At 72.4% G+C, this 24947-nt stretch carries 16 protein-coding genes; 9 read left to right on the forward strand and 7 right to left on the reverse strand.

Going from position 1 to position 24947, the window contains the following annotated elements:
* The first annotated feature begins 62 nt into the window (after nucleotides 1–62).
* Nucleotides 63–962, forward strand: a complete 900-nt coding sequence (locus BMY04_RS06245; RefSeq protein ID WP_091178260.1) for an oxidoreductase — start codon at nucleotides 63–65, stop codon at nucleotides 960–962.
* 240 nt (nucleotides 963–1202) lie between these two features.
* Here BMY04_RS06245 and BMY04_RS06250 read toward each other — a convergent pair whose 3' ends face one another.
* Nucleotides 1203–2714, reverse strand: a complete 1512-nt coding sequence (locus BMY04_RS06250; protein ID WP_091178261.1) for a Dyp-type peroxidase — start codon at nucleotides 2712–2714, stop codon at nucleotides 1203–1205.
* A 116-nt stretch (nucleotides 2715–2830) separates the two neighbouring features.
* Here BMY04_RS06250 and BMY04_RS06255 point away from each other — a divergent pair, with 116 nt between their 5' ends.
* The 4 genes from BMY04_RS06255 to BMY04_RS06270 all read left to right on the forward strand — a co-directional run bounded on the left by BMY04_RS06255 (nucleotide 2831) and on the right by BMY04_RS06270 (nucleotide 12512).
* Nucleotides 2831–3550, forward strand: coding sequence for a TIGR03936 family radical SAM-associated protein (locus tag BMY04_RS06255; protein WP_091178262.1), 720 nt, complete (start codon nucleotides 2831–2833; stop codon nucleotides 3548–3550).
* 284 nt (nucleotides 3551–3834) lie between these two features.
* The gene (locus BMY04_RS06260; RefSeq protein WP_091178263.1) at nucleotides 3835–6960 is read left to right on the forward strand and encodes an Rne/Rng family ribonuclease; all 3126 of its coding nucleotides are present in this window, start codon (nucleotides 3835–3837) and stop codon (nucleotides 6958–6960) included.
* Between the two features lie 16 nt (nucleotides 6961–6976).
* Complete coding sequence (locus BMY04_RS06265; protein ID WP_091178264.1) at nucleotides 6977–8395, forward strand: FAD-dependent oxidoreductase; 1419 nt, start codon at nucleotides 6977–6979, stop codon at nucleotides 8393–8395.
* A 331-nt stretch (nucleotides 8396–8726) separates the two neighbouring features.
* The gene (locus tag BMY04_RS06270) at nucleotides 8727–12512 is read left to right on the forward strand and encodes a SaeA-related protein (RefSeq protein WP_091178265.1); all 3786 of its coding nucleotides are present in this window, start codon (nucleotides 8727–8729) and stop codon (nucleotides 12510–12512) included.
* 70 nt (nucleotides 12513–12582) lie between these two features.
* Here the strand turns inward: BMY04_RS06270 and BMY04_RS06275 are convergent, their stop codons facing one another.
* From BMY04_RS06275 to BMY04_RS06300, 6 genes are all read right to left on the reverse strand, one after another.
* Entirely contained in the window at nucleotides 12583–13605 is a 1023-nt protein-coding gene (locus BMY04_RS06275; protein WP_232506138.1) for a LacI family DNA-binding transcriptional regulator, read from the reverse strand.
* 36 nt (nucleotides 13606–13641) lie between these two features.
* Nucleotides 13642–14664 (reverse strand): LacI family DNA-binding transcriptional regulator, encoded by a 1023-nt coding sequence (locus tag BMY04_RS06280; RefSeq protein WP_232506139.1) that lies wholly within the window; start codon nucleotides 14662–14664, stop codon nucleotides 13642–13644.
* Entirely contained in the window at nucleotides 14661–15686 is a 1026-nt protein-coding gene (gene yjfF / locus BMY04_RS06285; protein ID WP_091178266.1) for a galactofuranose ABC transporter, permease protein YjfF, read from the reverse strand. Before yjfF ends, BMY04_RS06280 begins: the two co-directional genes overlap by 4 nt.
* Nucleotides 15683–16819: an ABC transporter permease gene (locus tag BMY04_RS06290; protein ID WP_091178267.1), complete on the reverse strand. Its 1137-nt coding sequence runs from the start codon at nucleotides 16817–16819 to the stop codon at nucleotides 15683–15685. Before BMY04_RS06290 ends, yjfF begins: the two co-directional genes overlap by 4 nt.
* Nucleotides 16816–18396, reverse strand: coding sequence for a sugar ABC transporter ATP-binding protein (locus tag BMY04_RS06295; RefSeq protein WP_232506140.1), 1581 nt, complete (start codon nucleotides 18394–18396; stop codon nucleotides 16816–16818). Before BMY04_RS06295 ends, BMY04_RS06290 begins: the two co-directional genes overlap by 4 nt.
* Nucleotides 18397–18478: 82 nt before the next feature.
* Entirely contained in the window at nucleotides 18479–19489 is a 1011-nt protein-coding gene (locus tag BMY04_RS06300; protein ID WP_091178268.1) for an ABC transporter substrate-binding protein, read from the reverse strand.
* 326 nt (nucleotides 19490–19815) lie between these two features.
* Between BMY04_RS06300 and BMY04_RS06305 the strand changes: the two genes are divergently transcribed.
* The 4 genes from BMY04_RS06305 to mmsA all read left to right on the forward strand — a co-directional run bounded on the left by BMY04_RS06305 (nucleotide 19816) and on the right by mmsA (nucleotide 24942).
* Nucleotides 19816–20466: an L-ribulose-5-phosphate 4-epimerase gene (locus tag BMY04_RS06305; RefSeq protein ID WP_198409999.1), complete on the forward strand. Its 651-nt coding sequence runs from the start codon at nucleotides 19816–19818 to the stop codon at nucleotides 20464–20466.
* A 44-nt stretch (nucleotides 20467–20510) separates the two neighbouring features.
* On the forward strand, nucleotides 20511–22031 hold the full coding sequence (araA, locus tag BMY04_RS06310) for an L-arabinose isomerase (protein WP_091178270.1): 1521 nt from the start codon (nucleotides 20511–20513) through the stop codon (nucleotides 22029–22031).
* Between the two features lie 52 nt (nucleotides 22032–22083).
* Entirely contained in the window at nucleotides 22084–23217 is a 1134-nt protein-coding gene (chvE, locus tag BMY04_RS06315; protein WP_232506141.1) for a multiple monosaccharide ABC transporter substrate-binding protein, read from the forward strand.
* Between the two features lie 183 nt (nucleotides 23218–23400).
* Nucleotides 23401–24942, forward strand: a complete 1542-nt coding sequence (mmsA, locus tag BMY04_RS06320) for a multiple monosaccharide ABC transporter ATP-binding protein (RefSeq protein ID WP_091178272.1) — start codon at nucleotides 23401–23403, stop codon at nucleotides 24940–24942.
* Nucleotides 24943–24947: the final 5 nt, after the last annotated feature.

Genomic DNA, 24947 nt, shown 5'->3' on the forward strand with positions numbered 1-24947 from the left:
CGGAGAGTAGCGCGACGAGGCTGGCAGGCGGACCAGCAGCACCTCGCACCAGGAGACCGACGATGACCACGACCGGCACCACGACCACCACCGCGACCACCCCCACGCGCGCACCGCTTCCCGGCGGGACCTGGAACCTCGGCGACCTCACCGTGACGCGCTTCGGCTACGGCGCCATGCAGCTCGCCGGACCCGGGGTGATGGGGCCGCCGGCCGACCACGACGGAGCCGTCGCCGTGCTGCGCGCAGGGGTCGAGTCGGGCATCACCCACGTCGACACCAGCGGGGCGTACGGCCCTCGGGTCACCAACGAGCTCATCCGTGAGGCGCTGCACCCGTACCCCGCCTCCCTCCACGTCGCGACCAAGGTCGGCGCCACCCGGGACGCCCAGGGTGGGTGGCCCACGGCGCGCCGGCCGGAGGACGTCCGGCGCCAGGTCCACGAGAACCTCGACGACCTCGGCCTGGACGTCCTCGACCTCGTCAACCTGCGCGTGGGTGACGCGCAGGGGCCCCGCGACGGTTCGTTGGCGGAGCCGTTCGAGACCCTCGTCGAGCTGCAGCAGCAGGGCCTGATCCGCCACCTCGGGATCAGCAACGCGACCCGCGCGCAGGTCGAGGAGGCGCAGGCCATCGCGCCGGTCGTCTGCGTGCAGAACCTGTACAACCTCGCCCACCGCGAGGACGACGACCTCGTGGACGCGCTGGCGGCCCAGGGTGTGGCCTACGTGCCCTTCTTCCCCCTCGGGGGCTTCAGCCCGCTGCAGTCCGCGACGCTCTCCACGGTCGCGGCCCGGCTGGGCGCCGAGCCGCTGTCGGTCGCCCTCGCCTGGCTGCTGCAGCGCTCGCCGAACATCCTCCTGATCCCGGGGACCTCGTCGGTCGCGCACCTCCGGGAGAACATCGCCGGCGCCGCCCTGACCCTCGCCGAGGAGGACCTGGCCGAGCTCGAGCGCCTCTGAGACCGCCGCGAGCGCCGGCACGGCACGCAGAGCCGATCGCGCCTCACACGCTGAGCGGTCTCCCACCAGCAACCGCTGAGGGACGACACCCCAGATGCCAAAACCCTTGTCGTCTCTCAGCGCTTCGCGCGCGTGGAGGGGACCGGAGAGGGGCGGGGACGGAGAGCACATGGGCGGACGTCACGACGCCCGGCCGGCGCATCCCCCGAGCGCGGGCCGGGCTGGTCGTGCCTTCCGCGCCTAGAGGCTCTGGATCGCGTCGAGGCTCGGAGCGAAGAAGTAGTCGCCGCCCTGCATCGTCACGAAGTGGGCGACGCTCAGGGCGGGCTTGTTCGTCGGGTCCTCGCTGAAGGGCGCGGCGCCGAGGAAGGAGTGCGTCCCCGTCGACGGCTGTCCGATGATCGGGTCCAGGCCGGAGCCGGGCTGGACGAAGTCCGGGGCGTCGACCCACGCCTGCTGGACGAACTCGAACTGCTCCGCGATCGAGGTCACGTAGCACTTGAAGAGCAGCCCGCGCTGCTGCGTCGTGCGCCCGCTGAGCGCCTCGGCGTGCGACAGCTCCGGGCCGAAGGTGATCCCGCGCCGCATCATCCGGTGCGTCTGCGTGAACGCCTCGGCGTGCGCCACCTCGAGCTCGGTCGGCGTGGTGTCGTGCCGGACGTCGTCGCGCGGGTACGCCTTGCGCACGTGCGCGGCCCAGGGGCAGCGGACGCCCTCGCGGTCGTCGCCGAACTCGAAGTCGTTCTCGCGCGGCGTCCCCTCCGCCAGCGAGAGGTCGTCCTTGACGGGACTGAGCTCGACGGGCGCGCCGCTCTTCCAGCGGCCCACCATCTGCGCCCCGAGGAGCTCGGGCGACACGGCGTCCGCGCCGGAGGTCGACCGCGCGAGGGCGCGGACCGACGCGTCGAACTCGGGCACCCTCTGCGCGAGCCGGCGGAAGACCATGAACGCCCCGTCCGCCATGAACGGCACCGGCGGCGCCACGAGCGCACCGGGCCTGGCGAAGTCGGGGGAGGGGTCGCCCAGCTGCGGGTCCTGACCCGGGTAGCCGAACACGAACTCGCCGGGCCACAGCAGGTCCTGGCCGAGGTTGCCCTGGTCCGGGTGGTCGTCGCGGTCGACCGACGGCGTGATGATGTCGCCGTCCGGGGTCGTGCCGCGTACGCCGGGCTGCGAGACGCCGTCGGCGTAGCCGAAGTGCTCGTGCCCGTGCACCGGGTCCGGCCGGACCGTGCCGACCTCCTCGCGGACCACCGACCACCCGTGCTCGTCGGGCGGGGCGAGGTGGAGCGCGATCGTGTCGTCGATCTCCGCGCGGCTCGCCCCCGTCAGCACGAACACCCCGTCGGCGGGGTGCTGCGGCCCCACCGAGCGCCAGTGCGCGGGGTCCGGGTCGTCGAGGACGGCCTGGCGCGCGGCCATGCCGGCGACGAACTCCTCGAGGCCCGGGACGCCCGCGAGCCCGGCCACACCGAGCTTGGCCAGCCCGGCCGCGGTGAAGGCCACGTTGAGCCCGGGCGCGGGGATCAGCGCCGTGACCCCTCGGCTGCGGCGCTCCGCGACCTCGGCCCGCTGCTCGAGCACGGTCTGCGCGCTCGTCAGCGGGAGCCCCTTGAGGAAGCCCACGAAGTCGGCGGGCGAGTCGATCGAGAAGAACAGCAGCAGCTCGTTCTTCTTCAGCAGGCCCACCAGGACGTCTCCCTGGATCCTGGTGGTCGCGAGCACGGGCTCGGCGTGCACGTCGCGCGGCATCCCTTTCACGGTGTGTCCCCTCGGTCGGGTGCGACGTCTCGACGCGCCGCACGCCGGGGGAGAGCGGTGAGCGGCGCCGCTGATACCCGGCGCCGCTGCCGCGTTAGGGTCGCCGCATGGCCCGACAGCAGCCCGAGCAGCAGGCGCCGCCGGTCCAGAAGCTCCGCATCCGCTACGCCAAGCGGGGCCGCGCGCGCTTCACCAGCACCCGGGACTTCAGCCGCGCCTTCGAGCGGGCGCTGCGCCGCGCGGACGTCCCGATGGCCTACTCCTCCGGCTTCTCCCCGCACCCGCGCATCTCGTACGCGAACGCCGCGCCGACCGGCGCCGCGAGCGAGGCCGAGTACTGCGAGATCGGGCTGACCGAGCCCTGCGACCCCGAGCGCGTGCGCGAGGCGTTGGACGCCGCGCTCCCCACCGGCCTCGACGTCGTGGAGGTCTGGGAGGCGCCGACCGGCGCCCTGGCCGACCGGCTGACCGGCTCGCACTGGTCGGTACGCCTGCCGGGTGCCGACCCGGGACGGGTCGCGGAGGCCCTGGCGACGTTCCTCGCGCGGGCCGAGGTCGAGGTGCAGCGGATGACGAAGAACGGGCTGCGCAGCTTCGACGCCCGGGCGGCCGTCGTGAGCGCACGGACGACCCCGGACGGCCTCGACCTGGTCCTCGCCCACGGGACCCCGCTGGTCCGGCCCGACGACGTGCTGGCCGCGCTGGTCGCCGTGCGCGACGACCTCGTCCTGCCCGACCCGCCCGTCCTGACCCGGTTGAGCCAGGGCGTCCTCGACGCCGCGACGGGCGAGGTCGCCGACCCCCGCCACCACGCCGCGCCCGCCTGAACGGCGCGCACGGGCCCGAGAGGGCCGGGCGTTGGGCGCGGTGTGGGATACTGGCTTCGACCGGGAGGCCCAGGAGCCGTCCGGTCGAGGCGACACCAGGTCGCGGGGTGACAGCCCGTGACCCTGCGAGACACGGAGCTCCACCGCGACGGGCGGCCCACCGGCCGGGCCTGACCGCGGGTTCCTCGTGCGCGGCGCCGTCCCACGCAGGCTTCCGTCCCTCCCGGCCGTGCCGGAGGGCGACCGACATCGGTGCGCACATCCGCACCGCGAATGGAGTTCGAGTGCTCGACAACGAGCCCGACGCAGAGCAGACCACCACCCCCGCCGAGCAGGCGCCGCCCGCTCCGCGCCGTCGACGGGCCGCGAGCCGCCCCGCCGGCCCCCCGACCAGCCGGGCCGCGGCTCCGACGCCCGACCCCTCCGACGTCCCGCCGGGCGGGCTCGAGCCGGCCACCAGCGCCAGCCCCGACCCCGTGTCGGACCCGGTCGCCGACCGCCTCGACGCCCTGCTGTCGCAGGCCGGCGACGTGACGACGGCTGACGCCGTCGAGGACGAGCCCACCGCCCCGGAACCCGCCGCCCCGGAGCCCGCGGCTCCGGAGCCCGCGGCTCCGGAGCCCGAGGTCAAGCCCGCCCGGCGCCGTACCCGCAAGGCGGTCGCCCCCGCGGCCGAGGACGCTGCACCGGCCGCCGCGCCCGTCGCAGAGACCGACGCGGAGCCGCCGGCCCGTCCGACCCGCCGGCGTACGCGCAAGGCCGTCGCGGCCCCCGCCGCCGAGACGGATGCCGACGACCTCGTGGCCGAGGCCGACCAGCCCGCCGCGCCCGCCGCCGAGGAGGCCCCGGCAGCGGGGGTCGTCACCGCGCCGGTCGACGAGCAGCCGGTCCAGGCCGACGACGCCGCGGCGTCCGAGGAGCAGGTCGACGAGGAGTCCGAGCAGGCCGGCGTCAGCGCCCTGGCCGCCCTGGTCGACGAGGCCGGGACGGTCGACGCCGCCCTGGCGGCCGACGCAGACGCCGACGCAGCGCCCGACGCAGATGCCGACGAGCCGTCCGACGAGGACGACGACGCCGAGCCGTCCGACGAGGACGACGAGGACGCGGAGAACGACTCCGACAGCAGCGACAGCGCCGACGAGGGCGGGGACGCCAACCGTCGCCGTCGTCGTCGCCGAGGTGGTCGCCGCCGTCGTCGTACCGGTGACTCCGACGGTGCCGAGGGCGCCGAGGAGACCACCGACGAGGACGGGTCCGCCCCGGCTCCCGAGGCGGCCGAGCAGGCCGAGTCCGGCGAGCCGGCCGCGACCGCCGACAACGCCGAGGACGAGTCGGGCGACGACAGCTCCGAGGACTCCGACGGCAACCGCCGTCGTCGTCGTCGCCGCCGCCGTCGTGGCGAGGAGACCGTCCCCGCGCCGGACGACCCCACCGACGTCGTGGTGCGCGTCCGCGAGCCGCGGAAGTCGGCCCGCTCGGAGAAGTCCGCCGAGGACCAGGTCACCGGGATCTCCGGCTCGACCCGCATGGAGGCCAAGCGCCAGCGCCGTCGGGAGGGCCGTGAGGCCGGTCGTCGTCGCGCCCCGATCCTCAGCGAGGCCGAGTTCCTGGCCCGTCGCGAGGCGGTCACGCGGCGAATGATCATCCGCCAGCGCCAGGACTCCGCCGGCGACACCCTCACCCAGATCGCCGTCCTCGAGGACGACATCCTCGTGGAGCACTACGTCGACCGCGAGTCGGCGACGTCGCTCATCGGCAACGTCTACCTGGGCCGGGTGCAGAACGTCCTCCCGAGCATGGAGGCGGCGTTCGTCGACATCGGCCGCGGCCGCAACGCGGTCATCTACGCGGGCGAGGTCGACTGGGACTCCTTCGGCGCGCAGGGCCAGAACCGCAAGGTCGAGAAGGTCCTCAAGTCCGGCCAGACGGTCCTCGTGCAGGTCACGAAGGACCCGGTCGGGGCCAAGGGCGCCCGCCTGACCAACCACGTCTCGATCCCGGGGCGCTACATCGTCTACGCCCCCAGCGGCCACCTGTCGGGCATCTCCCGCAAGCTGCCGGAGAACGAGCGCAAGCGGCTCAAGGACATTCTCTCCGGCCTCGTCGGCGAGGCCAGCGTCATCGTGCGCACCGCCGCCGAGGGCGCGAGCGAGGAGGAGCTGGTCCGCGACGTCAACCGGCTCAAGGCGCAGTGGTCCGACATCGAGGCCAAGGTCGCCAAGGGCCAGGCGCCGCAGCTCCTCTACGGCGAGCCCGACCTGACCGTCCGCATCGTCCGGGACCTCTTCACCGAGGACTTCTCCGAGCTGATCGTCTCCGGCCAGTCCGGCCCCGACGACGTGTACGACTCGATCGACGCGTACGTGAAGCACGTGGCGCCGCACCTCGCCGACCGGCTCAAGCACTACGAGCCCGGTCCCGGCGACGACACCGACGTGTTCGCCCGCTACCGGATCGACGAGCAGATCGCCAAGGCGCTGGAGCGCAAGGTCTTCCTGCCCAGCGGTGGTTCGCTGGTCATCGACCGCACCGAGGCCATGACGGTCATCGACGTCAACACCGGCAAGTTCACCGGCAGCGGCGGCAACCTCGAGGCCACCGTCACCAGCAACAACCTGGAGGCGGCCGAGGAGATCGTGCGGCAGCTCCGGCTGCGCGACGTCGGCGGCATCATCGTCATCGACTTCATCGACATGGTCCTGCCGGCGAACCGCGAGCTGCTGCTGCGCCGCCTGGTCGAGTGCCTCGGACGCGACCGCACCCGCCACCAGGTGGCCGAGGTGACGAGCCTCGGGCTGGTGCAGATGACCCGCAAGAAGATCGGCACGGGCCTGCTGGAGGCGTTCGGCACCGAGTGCCCGACCTGCCACGGGCGCGGCTACGAGATCCACGACGAGCCGGTGGAGAGCCAGCGCCAGGCCGACGGCGGTGCGCGCGAGCAGCGCGGCTCCCGCCGTGGCGGCGGCAACGGCAGCAGCGGTGTCGGCAACGGCCACCAGCACGACCACGGGTCGCACGACGCGTCCGGCAACGGTGCGGGCGGAAGCGGCGGGAACGGTTCCGGTCGTTCCGGGCGCAGCCGCGGCGGCCGTGGTCGCCGCGGCGGCGAGGACAGCACGCCGGAGGAGACGGGTACGCCTTCGGGCGCCGCCGACCCGGCCATCCGGGCGGCCGTCCAGCACGCGATCGCCGAGGTCGCCGCCGGGTCCCGCGCGAGCGTGGACGAGGCGGTGGCGGCGGCGTTCGACGGCGCACCCACGGACGTCCTCGTCCAGGACGCGGACGCCGCGGCCGAGGTCGTGGCGGACGAGCCGACCGTCGAGGCCCCGGCGAAGGAGCTCGCCGAGCCGGAGGCTGCGCCCGAGCCCCTGCCCGACCTGGTCGCGGTCGACGACGAGGCCTCCTCCTAGACCTCCGGCGCGGGACATGCCTCTGCTCGTCGCCGTCGTCGGCGCCGGTCCGTCCGGCGTGTACGCGGCGGAGGCGCTCACCCGGCAGAGCCGCGTCGAGGGCCTGGGCGTCCGCGTCCTGGTGCTCGACCGGCTGCCGGTCCCGTTCGGTCTGGTGCGCTACGGCGTCGCCCCCGACCATCCGTCGATCCGCTCGATCCGCAGCACGCTCGAGCGCACCCTCGACGCCGCCGGCGTCACCTTCTACGGCGACGTGCAGGTCGGGCGTGACCTGAGCGTGGACGAGCTGCGGGCGAGCGTGGACGCCGTCGTCTACGCGTACGGCGCGGGCAGCGACCGCCGCCTCGGCATCCCGGGCGAGGAGCTGCCCGGCAGCGTCGCCGCGCCCGAGCTGGTCACCTGGTACACCGGCCACCCGGACGTGCACCCCGACGACGGCACCGCCGCGCCGGGACACCCCTGGGTCCCCGGCCTGCTCTCCGCGGCGCGGGAGGTGGTCGTCGTCGGCGCCGGCAACGTGGCGCTCGACGTCGTGCGGGTGCTGGTGCGCGGCGTCGACGAGCTCGCGGTCACCGACATGGCCCACGAGGTCCTGGTGGCGCTGCGCGACCGCGCGGTGACCGACGTGCACGTCCTCGCCCGCCGCGGACCGGCGTACACGGCCTTCACCACCAAGGAGCTGCGCGAGCTCGGCGAGCTGGACGACCTCGACCTGCTCGTGGACCCGGCCGACCTGGTGCTCGACGAGTCGAGCCGCCTGGTCGCGGAGACCGACCGCGTCGCCGCCCGGAACCTCGCGGTCCTCGCCGAGTGGGCCGGGCGGCCCACCCGGGGCGCCTCGCACCGCGTCCACCTGCACTTCTGGACCACGCCGCTCGCCGTGCTCGGCACCACGCACGTCGAGGGCGTGCGGGTGACCCGCTCGGCCATCGGCCCCGACGGCCTGGTGCGGGCGACGGGGGAGCCGTGGGACCTGCCCGCCCAGGTGGTGGTGCGCGCCGTCGGCTACCGGGGCCTGCGCCTGCCGGGTGCGCCCTACGACGAACGCACCGGCCGCATCCCCCACTCCGAGGGGCGCGTGATCCGCGACGGCGCCTTCTCCCCGGGGGAGTACGTGACCGGCTGGATCAAGCGCGGACCGACCGGGGTCATCGGGACCAACAAGTCGGACGCGGTCGAGACCGTCGCCTCCCTGCTGGACGATGTCGAGCAGGGCACGCTCGTCCCCTCCGCGGCGCCGGACGCCCTGCCGGCGCTGCTCGCGTCGCGCGGGCTGCACCCGCTGGGGATGCCGGAGTGGCACCGCATCGACGCCGCCGAGATCGCCCGCGGCCAGCAGCTCGGTCGTCCGCGCACGACGCTCGCCCATCGCCGTGAGCTGCTCGACGCCGCCGCGGCACCTGAGGGCGGCGATCCAGGTTCGGGCCGAACCTAAGAACCGTCTCGCGGCGCTCCCCACGAATTCGCTGAGAGCGTCTTGGCGAGATGGCCGCTGACACCGATGCCAACCGGCCTTCCTCAACGTGGCGCCGAGAGTTCCTCAGGAAAGTGGCGGGTCCGGCTCGCTGAGCCGCTTCTTCATTTCTAAAAGCCCGTTTGACCAGGCACGAAGCCCCTGCGCGCTTGCCTAATCTCCTCGTGCTGGGAACGGGAGACGCGGCCAGGCCGCTCGCCCGGACCCACTCGGGGGAAGTTCATCAGGTCCAGGGCCGTCGGGGCGGCTCGATCCCCGAGAGGCCCCACCCATGCGCACCCTTTCTGTTGGCATGCCCACGATCCCTGCTGCGGCACGGATCGGCGCGACCAGCGTCCTCGCCGCCTTCGCCGTCACCGCCGGGCTGCTCGTGCCGGTCCAGGCGCACGCCGCCGACTCCGGGGTCTCCGCCGGCCGCTACGAGAACACCTCCACCGCCATCAGCTGGACGGGGACCTGGAGCACGGCGACCTCGACCTCGGACTCCGACGGCTCCTACGCCACGCTGAACACCGACGGCAACGCGCAGCTCACCTTCACCGGCACCGGGATCACCTGGAACACGCGGGTCAACAGCTACTCGGGCATCGCCGACGTCTACCTCGACGGGGTCAAGAAGGCCACCGTCGACCTCTACTCGGCGACGAGCAAGACCAAGCAGGCCGTCTACTCCGTCTCGGGCCTCACCGCCGGCACGCACGTCCTCAAGATCGTCCGGACCGGCACCAAGAACGACTCCTCCAGCGGCCGCAACGTGACGATCGACTACTTCGACGTCGTCGGCTCGACCGCCTCGGCCACCCCGTCGCCGACCGCTTCCGCGACGCCGACGCCCTCGGCGACGCCGACCGCTTCCGCGTCGCCGACGGCCTCGGCGACGCCGACCGCTTCGGCGACGCCGACCGCTTCGGCGACGCCGACCGCTTCCGCGACGCCGACGGCCTCGGCGACGCCGACCGCTTCGGCGACGCCGACCGCTTCCGCGACGCCGACCGCGACGCCGACCGCTTCCGCGACGCCAACCGCGACGCCGACCGCTTCGGCGACGCCGACGGCCTCGGCGACGCCGACCGCTTCGGGGACGCCGACCGCTTCCGCGACGCCGACCGCCGCCCCCAAGGGCGTCGGCCAGGGGACGTACGAGAACGACGACCCTGCCGTGACGCTCAACGGCACCTGGACCAAGGTCGCGTCCAACCAGGACTCCGGCGGCTCGACGGGCTCGCTGAGCACCGCCGGCTACGCCGAGCTGAGCTTCACCACCTCGGGCATCCGCTGGATCACCCGCTACAACACCTACTCGGGCATCGCCGACGTCTACCTCGACGGCACCAAGGTGCGCACGGTCGACCTCTACTCCGCGACGACCAAGACCCAGCAGGTCGCGTACGAGGTCACCGGGCTGCCCGAGACCTCGCACACCATCCGCATCGTGCGGACGGGCACCAAGAACGCCTCGTCCAGCAGCCCGAACATCATGCTCGACGCCTTCGTCGCCCCCGACATCCACGCGCCGCTCGCCCCGACGGGCCTCACGGCCACGGTCGACGGCCAGGACATCGACCTCGCCTGGGCCGCCAACGCCGAGACCGACGTCAAGGCCTACAAGGTCTACCGCCGCGAGGGCACCAGCACGACCCGCACGCTGATCGCCACGACCACCGCGGACGTCCGGACCTTCACCGACACGGCCCGCATGCCGGGCGCCACCTACGGCTACGACGTCGTCGCGGTCGACACCTCCGACAACGCCTCCGCCTCCTCGGCGGCCGCCTCGGCCACGATGCCCATCGACGTCCAGCCCGCCGGCGTCTACGAGGACGGCGACGCCGCCGTCACCCTCTACGGCCCCTGGTCGACGGTCACCTCGAACATGGACTCGGGCGGCTCGTACGCCACGCTGAACGCGGCCGGCTACGCCGAGGTGTCCTTCTCCACGAGCGGCATCCGCTGGATCTCCCGCCTCAACAGCTACTCCGGCATCGCCGACGTCTACCTCGACGGGGTCAAGGTCAAGACCGTCGACCTCTACTCGTCGACCACGAAGTACCAGCAGGTCGCCTACGAGGTGAAGGGCCTGCCCGAGACCACCCACACCCTCCGGGTCGTCCGCACCGGCACCAAGAACGCGAGCTCGACCAGCACCGCGATCGTCCTCGACTCCTTCGTCGCCCCCGACATCTACCCGCCGGCGGCCCCCACCGCCGTCACCACGACCCCGGGCCGCGGCACCGTGACGCTCGCCTGGGCCGCGAACACCGAGCCCGACGTCGTCGGCTACCGCGTCTACCGCAGCCAGGGCACCTCGGCCCCGGTCGCCGCCACCACCGCCCCCGTCACCGCGCCGACCTTCACCGACGACGGCCTGCAGCCGGCCGCCACCTACCGCTACACCGTCACCGCCCTCGACAAGATGGGCAACGAGTCGCCGGTCTCCGCGGCGGTCGACGCCACCGTGCCGATGAAGGCCCTGCCGGCCGGCGTCTACGAGGACGACGACACCGACGACGTCCTGCTCAAGGGCAGCTGGAACAAGACGGCCTCCACCGGCGCCGGCACCGACAGCGGCAGCTCCTTCTCCACGCTCGGCGACACCGGCTACGCCGAGGTGTCCTTCGCGACGAGCGGCATCCGCTGGCTCGCCCGCACCAACAGCACCTCCGGCCTGGCCGACGTCTACCTCGACGGCGTCAAGGTCAAGACCGTCGACCTGTACTCCTCGACGACCAAGTTCTCGCAGAACGTCTACGAGGCCACCGGGCTCAGCGAGACCGGGCACACCCTGCGGGTGGTCCGCACCGGCAACAAGAACGCCGACTCGGCCGGCCGCAACATCACCCTCGACGCCTTCGTGGCGCCCGACATCTACGCCCCGGCCGCCCCCACCTCCGTGCAGGCCTCCGGGATCCGCACCGGCGCCAAGCTGACCTGGACCAAGAGCCCCGACGCCGACGTCGCGAGCTACCGGATCTTCCGCCGGGCGACCGGCACCACCACCGACGTGCTGGTCGGCACCACCGACGCCGCCACCACCTCCTTCGCCAACGTCGGCCTGGCCGACGGCGGCAGCTACAGCTGGAGCGTCGTCGCCCGCGACACCTGGGGCAACGACTCGGCGGCCTCGCTGCCGGCGTCCTTCACCAACGGCGGCGACCCGTACGCCTCCTTCCCGCAGCGCTACGCCACCTGCCCGACCGCCACCGTCACGGTGTCGACCCGGGCGCAGCTCCTCACCGCGGTGAGCGCCGCCAAGGCCGGCACGGTCATCAAGCTCAACCCGGGCACGTACGGCGCCAACATCGACGTCACCACGGTCGCCACGCCCGACAAGCCGCTGTGGATCTGCGGGCCCCGCACCGCGGTCATCGACAACGCCGACATCACCAAGGGCTACGGCTTCCGGGTCACCGGCGCCTCGAACGTGGTCATCGCCGGCATGACGGTCCGCAACGTCCAGAAGGGCGTCGCCGTCCTCTACAGCAAGGCGGTCACGGTGGCCGACCTCCGCGTCGAGAAGATCGGTGACGAGGCGATCCACCTCAAGAACCAGACCACCGACTCCACCGTCATCGGCAACTCGATCTCCACCACCGGCCTCAACTCCCCGAACTACGGCGAGGGCGTCTACATCGGCACCGCCGAGGGCAACTGGTGCCTCTACAACGACTGCAACGCCGACACCTCCGACCGCAACCTCGTCGCCTTCAACACCATCAGCGGCACCACCGCGGAGCCGATGGAGGCCAAGGCCGGGACGAGCAACGGGACGATGTGGAAGAACACCCTCGACGGGGCGGCCATCACCTCCTCCGACACCGACAGCCTGGTGCAGGTCATGGGCAGCGGCTGGGTCATCGCGGGCAACACCGGCGCCCACAGCCCGAACGACGCCATCCAGGTCTGGAACACCACGGCCGGCTACGGCTTCGACAACATCGTCTACGGCAACGCGGTCAGCGACGCCCTCCCGGGCTACGGGGTGCGGATGCCCTACGCCGACGGCGGGAACGTCGTCGGCTGCAGCAACACCGCCCCGGCCGCGGCCATGGGCATGAGCAACAAGAGCTGCCAGGCCTGACCAGCACCTGACCAGCACCTGACCAGCACCTGATCAGCACCGACGTCCCCCGCGGGCCGAGCCGACCGGCTCAGACCGCGGGGGACGTCGTCGTGCTGGCCCGCACGACGAGCTCGGGGGCGATGAGGTCGGGCGGCGGCGCCGCCCCGCCGGCCATCGCCACCTGGGCCAGCTGGACCGCCCGACGCCCGACGGCCGGGAAGTCCTGGCGCACGGTGGTCAGCGGGGGCAGCAGGTAGCCGGCCTCCGGGATGTCGTCGAAGCCGACCAGGCTGACGTCCTCGGGGACCCGGCGCCCGGCCTCGTGCAGGGCCCGCAGGACGCCGAGGGCGATCTGGTCGCTGGCGGCGAAGACCGCCGTGACCGAGGGGTCGGTGGCCAGCCGCCGGCCGGCCTCGTAGCCGCCGGCCGCGCTCCACGGCACGTGCACCGGCTCCCGCGGGCGCCGGCCGTGGGCGACCAGCTCGGCGCGCCAGCCGTCGCGCCGGGCGCGGGCCTCGCTCCAGTCGGCCGGCCCCGCCACGTGGGCGACGTCGGCGTGGCCGAGGTCGAGCAGGTGCCGCACGGCCATGCGGCTCCCGGCGACCTGGTCGACGCCGACCGTCCAGCGGGCCCGGCTCAGGTCGCCCTCGACGACGACGACCGGCACGTGGGTCGGGTGGTTGCGGGCCAGCTCGACCGCCTCGTCCTGGCCCGCGACGATGACGATCGCCTCCACCAGCTGGCTCATCATGTGCTCGACGGACTGGTCGAGCATCTCGCGGGTGACCTCGGAGAGGCTGATCGTGCTGGCGAACAGCCCCGCCTCGCGCGCCGCGTCCTCGATCGTGTGCTGGATGCTCGTCGGGCCGAAGTGCGCCGAACCGGCGCCGATGACGCCGAGGATGCCGGTCCGGCCCTTGACCAGGGCCCGCGCCGCGGTGTTCGGCCGGTAGCCGAGCTGGGTGATCGCCTGCTCGACCCGGCGCCGCGTCTCGGGGCGGATGCTGTGGTGGCCGTTGACCACCCGGGACACCGTCTGGTGGCTGACGCCGGCGAGGCGCGCGACGTCGGCCATCACCGGGGCGCGCAGCTCGGGGCCGTCGGTCCTCACGGCCGCATTCTCCACCCCGGCAGGGAAGTGGCCGGCTCAGCGGTGCGGGGTGGCCGTGCTCGCGCGCACGACGAGGCGGGGGAGCACCCGCGGCGCGGACGGCTCCGTGCGCCCGTCGATCACCTCGGTCAGGAGGCGGACGGCGGCCTCGCCGACCGTGTCGAAGTCCTGGCGCACCGTCGTCAGCGGCGGGATCGTGTAGCCCGTCTCGGGCAGGTCGTCGAACCCCACGACGCTGACCTCCTCGGGGACCCGGCGCCCGGCCTCGTGCAGCGCGCGCAGCACCCCCATGGCGATCTGGTCGCTGGCGGCGAAGACCGCCGTCACCGACGGGTCGCGCGCGAGCTCGCGGCCCGCGGCGTAGCCCTCGCTGGCGCTCCAGTCGACGTGCACGGGCTCGCGGGGGCGCAGGTCGTGCGCGAGCAGCTCGCTGCGCCAGCCCTCGAGCCGCCCGCGGGTCTCGAACCAGCCGCGCGGACCGGCGACGTGGGCGATCTCGCGGTGCCCGAGCCCGAGCAGGTGCCGCGTCGCCAGGCGGCCGCCCGCGACCTGGTCGACGCCGACGCTCCAGCGCGTACGGCCCTGCTCGCCCTCGACGAGGACGACCGGGACGCCGAGGCTGGGACGGCGGGCGACCTCCGCGGCGTCGTCGTGGCCCGCGATGACGACGATGCCCTCGACCAGCTGGCGCCGCAGGTGCTCGATCGAGCCGTCGAGCAGCTCGGGGGTGATCTCGTCCAGGCTGATCGAGCTGGCGAACAGCCCCGCGTCGCGGGCCGCCTGCTCCACGCCGCGCTGGATGCTGCTCGGCCCGAAGTGGCCGCGGCCGCCGCTGATCACGCCGATGACGCCGGTCCGGCCCCGCACGAGCGCGCGGGCCGCGACGTTCGGCCGGTAGCCGAGGCGCTCGATGGCGGCCTCGACTCGCAGGCGGGTGGCGGGCCGGAGCGCGGGCGAGCCGTTGATCACGCGCGACACGGTCTGCTTGGACACCCCGGCCAGCCGGGCCACGTCCGCCATCACCGGCGCCTTGGGCGGCTGCCCAAGGTCGGCCGTCACGCGCCGGTGCTTCGCGAGGCCGGCCGCCGGCCGCTGATGGCGCGCTGCACGACGATGAAGACGAGCAGCAGCGTGCCGATGAAGATCTTGGTCCACCAGGAGCTCAGCGTGCCCTGGAAGGAGATCAGGGTCTGGATGACCCCGAGCACCAGGACGCCGAGCAGGGAGCCCGCCACGTAGCCGACGCCGCCGGCGAGCAGCGTGCCGCCGATGACGACGGCGGCGATCGCGTCGAGCTCCATGCCGACCGCGTGCAGCCCGTAGCCGGACAGCATGTAGAAGGAGAACAGGAGCCCGGCGACCGCGGAGCAGAGGCCGCTGATCACGTACACGCCGACCTTCACGCGCCCGACCGCGAGCCCCATGAGCAGCGCCGAGCTCTCGCTGCCGCCGACCGCGTACACGGTGCGGCCGAAGCGGGTCTTGTGGAGCACCAGGGCGGCCACGACGACCACCAGCAGGGCCACGAGGACGCTGTACGTGAGGTAGACGTCGCCGGGCAGGGTGATGCTGCCCGTGGCGATCGCTCGGAACGTCGGGTCCTCGATCGACACCGACTGCACGCTGATCACGAAGCACAGGCCCCGCGCCAGGAACATCGTCGCGAGCGTCGCGATGAAGGGCTGGACGCCGAAGTGGTGGATGATCAGGCCGTTCATCAGCCCCAGCGTCGCGCCGATGACCAGCACGAGCACGAAGACCAGGGCGGCGGGCAGGCCGGCCTGCAGCGTCTTGGCCGCGACCATCGTCGACAGGGCGACCACGGCGCCCACGGACAGGTCGATGCCGCCGGTCAGGATCACGAAGGTCATGCCCACGGCGAGCACGATCAGGAACGCGTTGTCGACGAAGAGGTTGACGAACACCTGGGCGGAGCCGAAGTTCTCGTAGCGCGCCGAGCCGACGGCGAAGAGCACGACGAAGAGCACGAACGTGGCGACGACGGGCAGCAGGCTGGTCGGCACGCGCGGGCGGCGTGCGCCGGCCGCGGCCAGGGTCGGGGCCGGCAGGGTGGCGGTCATGAGGGGCTCACTCTCTCGGCGGGACGGGGCCGGGCCGCGACCGGGCGCGCCGGGGCCGTACGGGGGACGGGGCGCGTCGGGCCGCCGCGGCGGCCCAGCCGGGCGAAGGCCGCGCGGACCCGGGCGGACTGCAGCAGGAACACCGCGATGACGACCACGGCCTTGAAGACCAGCGTCACCTCCGGCGCGATGCCGACGGTGTAGACGGTCGTGGTGAGCGTCTGGATGGTCAGGGCGCCGAGGAGCGTGCCGACCAGCGAGTAGCGCCCGCCGGCCAGCGACGTGCCGCCGATGACCACGGCCAGGATGGCGTCCATCTCGATGAACAGCCCGGCGTTGTTCGCGTCGGCCGCGTTGACGTTGGCGCTGATCATCAGCCCGGCCAGGCCCGCGCAGAAGGCGGAGAAGACGTAGACGGTCCAGATGATCGTGCGCGAGCGCAGGCCGGCCAGGCGGCTCGCCTCGGGGTTGATGCCGACCGACTCGACGAGCAGGCCGAGGGCCGTGCGCCGGCTGAGCAGGGCCACCACCACGAAGACGACGAGCGCGAGGAGGATCGCGACCGGGAACAGCAGGAAGCCGCTGCCCACGAAGGAGAAGCTCTCGTTGTTGACGGTGATGATCTGCCCGTCGGTGATCAGCATCGCGATGCCGCGGCCCGCCGTCATCAGCACCAGCGTGGCGATGATCGGCTGGATCCCCAGCACGGAGACGAGCAGGCCGTTCCACAGCCCGAGCACGAGGCACAGCGCGATGGCCACGGCCATGCCGGTGAGGGCGGCCGAGGCCGACGTCGGGTCGGGGGAGCCGGCGATCCAGGTGCAGGTGACGGCGGCGGCGATGGCCACGACCGCACCGACCGAGAGGTCGATCCCGCGGGTGGCGATCACCAGCGTCATGCCGAGCGCGATGAGCGCGATCGGCGCCCCGTTCTTGAGGATGTCGACGAGGCTGCCGTAGAGGTGGCCGTCCTGCAGCCGTACGCCCAGGAAGGACGGCGACGCGATCGTGTTGCCGACGAGCAGCAGCAGCAGCGCGAGCGCCGGCCACACCAGGCGGCTGCCCCGGACGCGCGCGCCGAGGCTCGCCCCGGCGGGGCGCTCGACGGGTGCGGGCAGGTCGGGCGATGTCATGACGCGGCCTCCAGCCGGGGCTCGGGATCGTGCTGGGCGATGAGGTGCATGATGTCGTCGACCGACGGCTCGGTGAGCTCGGCGATCTTGACGCGGTCCTTGAGCACGACGACCCGGTTGCTCAGCCGGGTCACCTCCTCGAGCTCGGCAGAGATGTACACCACGGCCATCCCGTCGCGGGCCAGCTCGGCGACCACCTTCTGGATCTGGGCCTTCGCGCCCACGTCGATGCCGCGGGTCGGCTCGTCGAGGATCAGCACGGAGGGGTCGGTCGCGAGCCAGCGGGCGAGCATCACCTTCTGCTGGTTGCCGCCGGAGAGGTTCCCGACCAGCGCGTCGGGGTCGTTCGGGCGGATGTCGAGCATCCGCATGTAGCGCTCGACCAGCTCGTCCTTGGTGCGGCGGGGGACCGGGCGGGCCCAGCCGCGGCGGGCCTGGACGGCGAGGACGAGGTTGTCGCGGATCGACAGGTCGGCGAGGATCCCCTCGCCCTTGCGGTCCTCGGAGCAGAAGGCGACGCCGGCGGCGATCGGCGCGCGCGGCGAGCGGAGGCTGACCGGGCGGCCGTTGACCAGCAGCGTGCCGGAGTCGGGCCGGTCGGCGCCGAACAGCAGCCGGACGAGCTCGGTGCGCCCGGAGCCCAGGAGCCCGGCGAGGCCGACGACCTCCCCGGCCGCGACCTTGAGGTCGAACGGGGCCAGGGCGCCGCGGCGTCCGAGGCCGCGGGCCTCGAGCACCGGGGTGCCGCCCGCCTGCTCGGCGGCCTGCTCGGCCAGCCGGCCGACCTCCTCCAGCGTGGTGAGCTCGCGGCCGAGCATCGCCGAGAGCAGGTCGAGGCGGCTGAGCTCGGCGGTGCGGTGCTCGCCGACCAGGCGGCCGTTGCGCAGCACCGTCATCCGGTCGGAGATCTCGTAGACCTGCTCGAGGAAGTGGGAGACGAAGAGGATGGCGACGCCGTCGTCGCGCAGCACCCGCATGATGCGGAACAGCTCCGCGACCTCCTCGGCGTCGAGGCTCGAGGTGGGCTCGTCGAGGATGAGCACCTTGGCGTCGACCGCGACCGCCCGGGCGATGGCCACCAGCTGCTGGACCGCGATCGGGTGCTCGCCGAGGGTGGAGGCGGGGTCGAGCCGCAGGCCGATGCGGTCGAGGTGGACGCGGGCGGCGGCCCGCATCGCCCGGCCGTCGATGGTGCCGAGGCGGCGGGGCTCGCGGCCGAGCAGGATGTTCTCGGCCACGCTGAGGTTCGGCGCGAGGTTCACCTCCTGGTACACCGTGCTGATCCCCGCGTCCTGCGCCGCGCCCGGCCCGGCGAACCGTACGGCCCGGCCGTCGAAGGTGGTCGTGCCCGCGGTCGCGCGGTAGACGCCGGTCAGGACTTTGATCAGCGTCGACTTGCCGGCGCCGTTCTCGCCCATGACCGCGTGCACCTCGCCGGGGAACAGGCGCAGGGACACGTCGTCGAGGGCCTTGACGCCCGGGAAGTCCATGTGGATGCCGTGCATCTCGACGACAGGTTCCACGGCGGGCTCCGCGGCGGGGCCGGCCGGGGTGCTGCTGGGGTTGGCGCTGGTCACTGCCGCGTCCTCTCCTCGGGCGGGGGTGGTGGGGTCGGCGCCCCGGGCACGAGCCCGGGGCGCCGACCGTTCCGGGGTCCGCTCAGTACTTGCGGTCGGGCAGGGCCTTCTTGGCCTCGTCCTGCGTGAACGTGGTCTCCTCGGTGACCACGCGCTGCGGCACCTCCTCGCCCGCCTTGACCTTCTTGGCCAGGTCCATCAGCTGCGGGCCGAGGAGCGGGTTGCACTCCACGATGTAGTTGATCTTGCCCTCGGACAGCGCGGTCATGCCGTCCTTGACGGCGTCGACGCTGATGATCTCGATGTCCTTGCCCGGCTTCTTGCCGGCCGCCTCGATGGCCTCGATCGCGCCGAGGGCCATGTCGTCGTTGTGGGCGTAGACGACGTCGATGTCGGGGTTCGACTTGAGGAACGCCTCCATGACCTGCTTGCCGCCCGACCGCGTGAAGTCACCGGTCTGGGAGGCGACGACCTTGATCTGCGGGGCCGCCTTGATCGCCTCGGCGAAGCCCTCCTTGCGGTCGATCGCGGGGGCAGCGCCGGTCGTGCCCTGGAGCTCGGCGACGTCGACCTCGCTCTTGCCCTCCGAGTCCTTGACCAGCCAGTCGCCGGCCTTCTTGCCCTCGGCGACGAAGTCGGAGCCGAGGAAGGTCTTGTAGAGCGTCGTGTCGGTCGAGTCGACGGAACGGTCGGTGAGGATCACCGGGATGTTGGCCCGCTTGGCCTCCAGCAGCACGGTGTCCCACCCGGTCTCGACGACGGGGGAGAAGGCGATGACGTCGACCTTCTGCTGGATGTAGGTGCGGATCGCCTTGATCTGGTTCTCCTGCTTCTGCTGCGCGTCGGAGAACTTCAGGTCGACCCCGGCGGACGAGGCCGACTCCTGGATCGACTTGGTGTTGGCCGTGCGCCAGCCGCTCTCCGCGCCGACCTGGGCGAAGCCCATCGTCAGCTTGTCGGAGCCGCCGCCGCCACCGGACTGGCCGGCCGGGGCCGCCTCGCCGCCCCCGCCGCAGGCCGCGAGGGTGGTGACGGACAGGGCTGCGACCGAGAGCAGGGTCGCGATCCTCGTGAGCCGAGGGGTGGGTCTCATGGTTCCTCCACGTCGTCGTCGTCGTGGCGCCGCTGCGCCGTCGCACGGCCGGAGAACCCCCGGTCCGCAGCGACCAAGTTCCTGAAGTGTGAGCGTAAACATTTCTCAGTGTCAAGGACCCGCCGCGCTTGACACGGCCTTTCTCTGAGGACATGCTCTGCGATGTTCTCGTTCACATCGCCGTGCGTCGCGGGAGACCTCTGTCTCCGCGGGCCGTACGGCGCCCACCTCGCGACGCAGGGAGACCCATGAGCACCCGCCCGGCCGGCAGCGCCACCGAGGCCGCCGCGTCCTCCGCCGGTCTGCTGGCCGCCGTGCCCGCCGACCTGCTGGCGCAGGTGCGGGCCGAGGTCGCGGCCCTGCACGCGGAGCTGCCGCGCAACGAGCTCGTGGTCTGGACCGCCGGCAACGTGTCGGCCCGCGTGCCCGGCCACGACCTGCTCGTGATCAAGCCGTCCGGCGTGGGCTACGACGAGCTGACGCCCGAGGCGATGGTGGTCTGCGACCTCGAGGGCCGGCTCGTCGAGGGCGACCGCTCACCGTCCTCCGACACCGCCGCGCACGCCTACGTCTACGCCCACATGCCCGAGGTCAACGGGGTCGTGCACACGCACTCGACCTACGCGACCGCCTGGGCGGCGCGCGGTGAGGCCATCCCCTGCGTGCTGACGATGATGGCCGACGAGTTCGGCGGGGAGGTCCCCGTCGGGCCTTTCGCGATCATCGGCGACGACTCGATCGGGCGCGGGGTCGTCGACACGCTGCGGCAGCACCGCTCGCGCGCGGTCCTCATGCAGAACCACGGCCCGTTCACCGTCGGCGCGTCGGCCAAGGCCGCCGTCAAGGCCGCCGTGCTGTGCGAGGAGGTCGCCCGCACCGTCCACGTCGCGCGCCAGCTCGGTGACCCCCTGCCCATCGAGCAGTCCCAGATCGACGCCCTCTACGACCGCTACCAGAACGTCTACGGCCAGCGCTGAGCCCCGGCTCAGACCCCGGTCCCGACCCGCACCAAGGAGCACCCTTGACCCCCTCCTCGTCGTCCGCACCCGTCGTGTGGTTCCTCACCGGCAGCCAGGGCCTCTACGGCCCCGAGATCGTCGCGCAGGTCGAGCAGCAGTCGCAGGAGGTCGTGCGGCTGCTCGACACCTCCGGCGTCCTGCCGGTGCGGGTCGAGTGGAAGCCGGTGCTCACCGACTCGGGCTCGATCCACCGCACCGTGCTGGCGGCGAACGCCGACGAGGACTGCATCGGCCTGATCGCCTGGATGCACACGTTCTCGCCGGCGAAGATGTGGATCAACGGCCTGGACGCGCTCCAGACGCCGCTGCTGCACCTGCACACGCAGGCCAACGAGTCCCTGCCGTGGTCCGAGATCGACATGGACTTCATGAACCTCAACCAGGCCGCCCACGGCGACCGGGAGTTCGGCTACATCCAGACCCGCCTCGGCGTGCACCGCAAGACCGTCGTCGGCCACGTCAGCAACCCCGACGTGCAGCGCAAGGTCGCCGACTGGCAGCGCGCCGCGCTCGGCGTCGCCGCCGTCCGCTCGCTCAAGCTGGCCCGCTTCGGCGACAACATGCGCGACGTCGCCGTCACCGAGGGCGACAAGGTCGAGGCGCAGCGCGTCTTCGGCGTCTCGGTCAACGCGTACGGCGTGAACGCGCTGGTCGCCGCGGTCGACGAGGCGAGCGACGCCGAGGTCGACCAGCTGGTGCAGGCCTACGGCGACGAGTACGACGTCGCGCCCGAGCTGCTGCCCGGTGGCGACCGCCACGAGTCGCTGCGCTACGGCGCGCGGATCGAGGCCGGCCTGCGGAACTTCCTGGTCGCGGGCGGCTTCGGCGCCTTCGTCACCAACTTCGAGGACCTGGGCGGGCTGCGCCAGCTGCCCGGCCTCGCCGTCCAGCGGCTGATGGCCGAGGGCTACGGCTTCGGCGGCGAGGGTGACTGGAAGACCTCGGTCATGCTCCACACCATCAAGGCGATGGCCGGGGGCCGGGTGCCGGCGACCGGCGGCACCTCCTTCATGGAGGACTACACGTACCACCTGGCGCCGGGACGGCAGAAGATCCTCGGCTCCCACATGCTCGAGGTCTGCCCGAGCATCGCCGCCGCCCGCCCGCGTGTGGAGATCCACCCGCTCGGTATCGGCGACCGCGAGGACCCGGTCCGCCTGGTCTTCGACGCCGCCGCCGGCCCGGCCGTCGTGGTCGGCATCTGCGACCTCGGCGACCGCTTCCGCCTCGTGCTCAACGAGATCGACGTGACCGCCCCCGACGAGCCGCTGCCCAAGCTGCCCGTGGCGCGCGCCGTCTGGGAGCCGAAGCCCGACCTGCCGACGTCGGCGGAGTGCTGGATCATGGCCGGCGGCCCGCACCACAGCGTGCTGAGCAAGGCCGTCGGCACCGACGTCATGGACGACTTCGCCGAGGCGCTCGGGGTCGAGCTCGCCGTCATCGACGGCGGCACCCGGCCGCGCGAGTTCCTGCAGGAGCTGCGCTGGAACAACGCCTACCACCGTCTCTCCGCCGGCTTCTGAGCCGAGCGGGAACCACGAGCACCACCCAGGAAACGAAGGAAGGAACCTCGAAGTGAGAGCACGCAAGATCATGGTGGTGGCGGCCGCCACGGCCGCGTTCGCGCTGACCGCAGCCGGTTGCGGCGGCGGCCGCGCGGGCGTCGAAGGGGCCGGCGACACCCCGGCCGCCGGCGCCAACAAGGGCGCCCTCATCGGCGTCGCGATGCCGACCAAGACCTCCGAGCGCTGGATCGACGACGGCAACAACGTCAAGGCCAAGCTCGAGTCGCTCGGCTACAAGGTCGACCTGCAGTACGCCAACGACTCCGTGCCGCAGCAGCAGCAGCAGATCGAGTCGATGCTGAACAACGGGGCCAAGGCCCTCATCGTCGCCTCGATCGACGGCACCGCCCTGACCCAGCAGCTGGCCGACGCCAGCGGCGACAACGTCAAGGTCATCGCGTACGACCGCCTGATCAACGGCTCGCCGAACGTCGACTACTACGTGACGTTCGACAACGAGAAGGTCGGCGTGCAGCAGGGCACCTCGCTGCTCACCGGCCTCGGCGTCCTCGACGCCGACGGCAAGGACACCGGCAAGACCGGTCCGTTCAACGTCGAGCTCTTCGCCGGCAGCCCCGACGACAACAACGCGCAGTTCTTCTTCAAGGGCGCCATGAGCGTGCTCCAGCCCTACATCGACAAGGGCACGCTGAAGGTCGTCTCCGGCCAGACCGAGTTCAGCCAGGTCGCCATCCAGCAGTGGAAGCTCGAGACCGCGCAGGCCCGCATGGAGAACCTGCTCAACAAGTCCTACGCCAAGGGCACCAAGCTCGACGGCGTGCTCTCGCCCTACGACGGCCTGTCGCGCGGCATCCTCAACGCCACCAAGGCGGCGGGCATCCCGAACCCGATCGTCACGGGTCAGGACGCCGAGAAGCCCTCGGACAAGCTGATCCTCGACGGCGTGCAGTACTCGACGGTCTTCAAGGACACCCGCAAGCTGGGTGACACCGCGGCGACCATGGTCGACGACGTGCTCAACGGCAAGACGCCGGAGACCAACGACACCACGACCTACAACAACAAGGTCAAGGTCGTCCCGGCCTACCTGCACCAGCCGGTGGTCGTGACCAAGGACAACCTCATCAAGGAGGTCGTCGACAGCGGCTACTACACCAAGGAAGGCGTCGAGAAGGGCGAGTAAGCCCTTTTCTCGGGGGGGTGCGGGGGTCGTCCCCCCACGATGGACACAGCCCCTCTTCCCGAGTGCTGCCGGTGCCCCCGCCCGTTCCGGTGGCGGGGGCACCGGCCCCTCTCGCAGCACCACACCGCAGCACCACTCCGCAGCACGCACGGCACGACCCAGCACCAGCACGAGGAGCACACGATGAGCGACGCCATCTTGGAGATGGTGGGCATCACCAAGACCTTTCCCGGGGTCAAGGCCCTCACCGACGTCAACCTGAGCGTCGAGCGCGGCGAGGTCCACGCGATCTGCGGCGAGAACGGCGCGGGCAAGTCCACGCTGATGAAGGTGCTGTCGGGGGTCTACCCGCACGGCACCTACGAGGGCGACATCGTCTTCGAGGGCCAGGTGGCCTCGTTCGCCGGCATCCGCGACTCCGAGCGCGCGGGCATCGTGATCATCCACCAGGAGCTCGCGCTGAGCCCCTACCTCTCCATCGCGGAGAACATCTTCCTCGGCAACGAGCAGCAGCGCCGCGGACGCATCGACTGGAACGCGACCAACCTCAAGGCGGCCGAGCTGCTGCGCCGGGTCGGCCTGGCCGAGAACCCGGTGACCAAGATCGTCGACCTCGGCGTCGGCAAGCAGCAGCTGGTGGAGATCGCCAAGGCGCTGTCGAAGGAGGTCAAGCTGCTCATCCTCGACGAGCCGACCGCCGCGCTGAACGACACCGACTCCGCGCACCTGCTCGGCCTGATCGACGGGCTGCGCGAGCACGGCATCACCTCGATCATCATCAGCCACAAGCTGAACGAGATCAAAGCTATCGCCGACCGGGTGACGATCATCCGCGACGGCCGCACCATCGAGACCCTCGACCTGCACCGTCGTGGTGGGGGGGACGACGTCTCCGAGGAGCGCATCATCCGCGGGATGGTCGGGCGCGACCTCGACAGCCGCTACCCCGAGCGCGACGTCGAGATCGGCGAGGAGGTGCTGCGCATCGAGGACTGGACCGTGCACCACCCGCTCGAGCAGAGCCGCGTCGTGGTCGACCACGCCAACCTCTACGTCCGGGCGGGCGAGGTCGTCGGCATCGCCGGACTGATGGGCGCGGGTCGCACCGAGCTGGCCATGAGCGTCTTCGGGCGCTCGTACGGCCGCGACATCTCCGGGCGCCTGTACAAGGACGGCCGGCAGATCTCGGCGAACACGGTCAAGCAGGCGATCGCGCACGGCATCGCGTACGCGACCGAGGACCGCAAGCGCTACGGGCTCAACCTGATCGACGACATCAAGCGGAACATCTCCGGCTCGGCGCTCGGCAAGCTCGCGACGTGGGGCCACGTCGACGCCAACCGCGAGACGGTGGTGGCGAACGGCTACCGCAAGAGCATGCGCATCAAGGCGCCGGACGTCGGGGTGATCACCGGCAAGCTCTCGGGCGGCAACCAGCAGAAGGTCGTGCTGTCCAAGTGGATGTTCACCGACCCGGACGTGCTGATCCTCGACGAGCCCACCCGCGGCATCGACGTCGGCGCCAAGTACGAGATCTACACGATCATCAACCAGATGGCGGCGCAGGGGAAGGCGATCATCGTCATCTCCTCCGAGCTGCCGGAGCTGCTCGGCATCTGCGACCGCATCTACGCGCTGTCCGCGGGCCGCGTCACCGGTGAGGTCGACGTCGCGACGGCCCAGCCGGAGAAGCTCATGCAGTACATGACCCAAGAGAAGGAGTGAGCGGC

Origin of the sequence: Microlunatus flavus (assembly GCF_900110855.1) — a bacterium.
Lineage (GTDB): Bacteria > Actinomycetota > Actinomycetes > Propionibacteriales > Propionibacteriaceae > Microlunatus > Microlunatus flavus.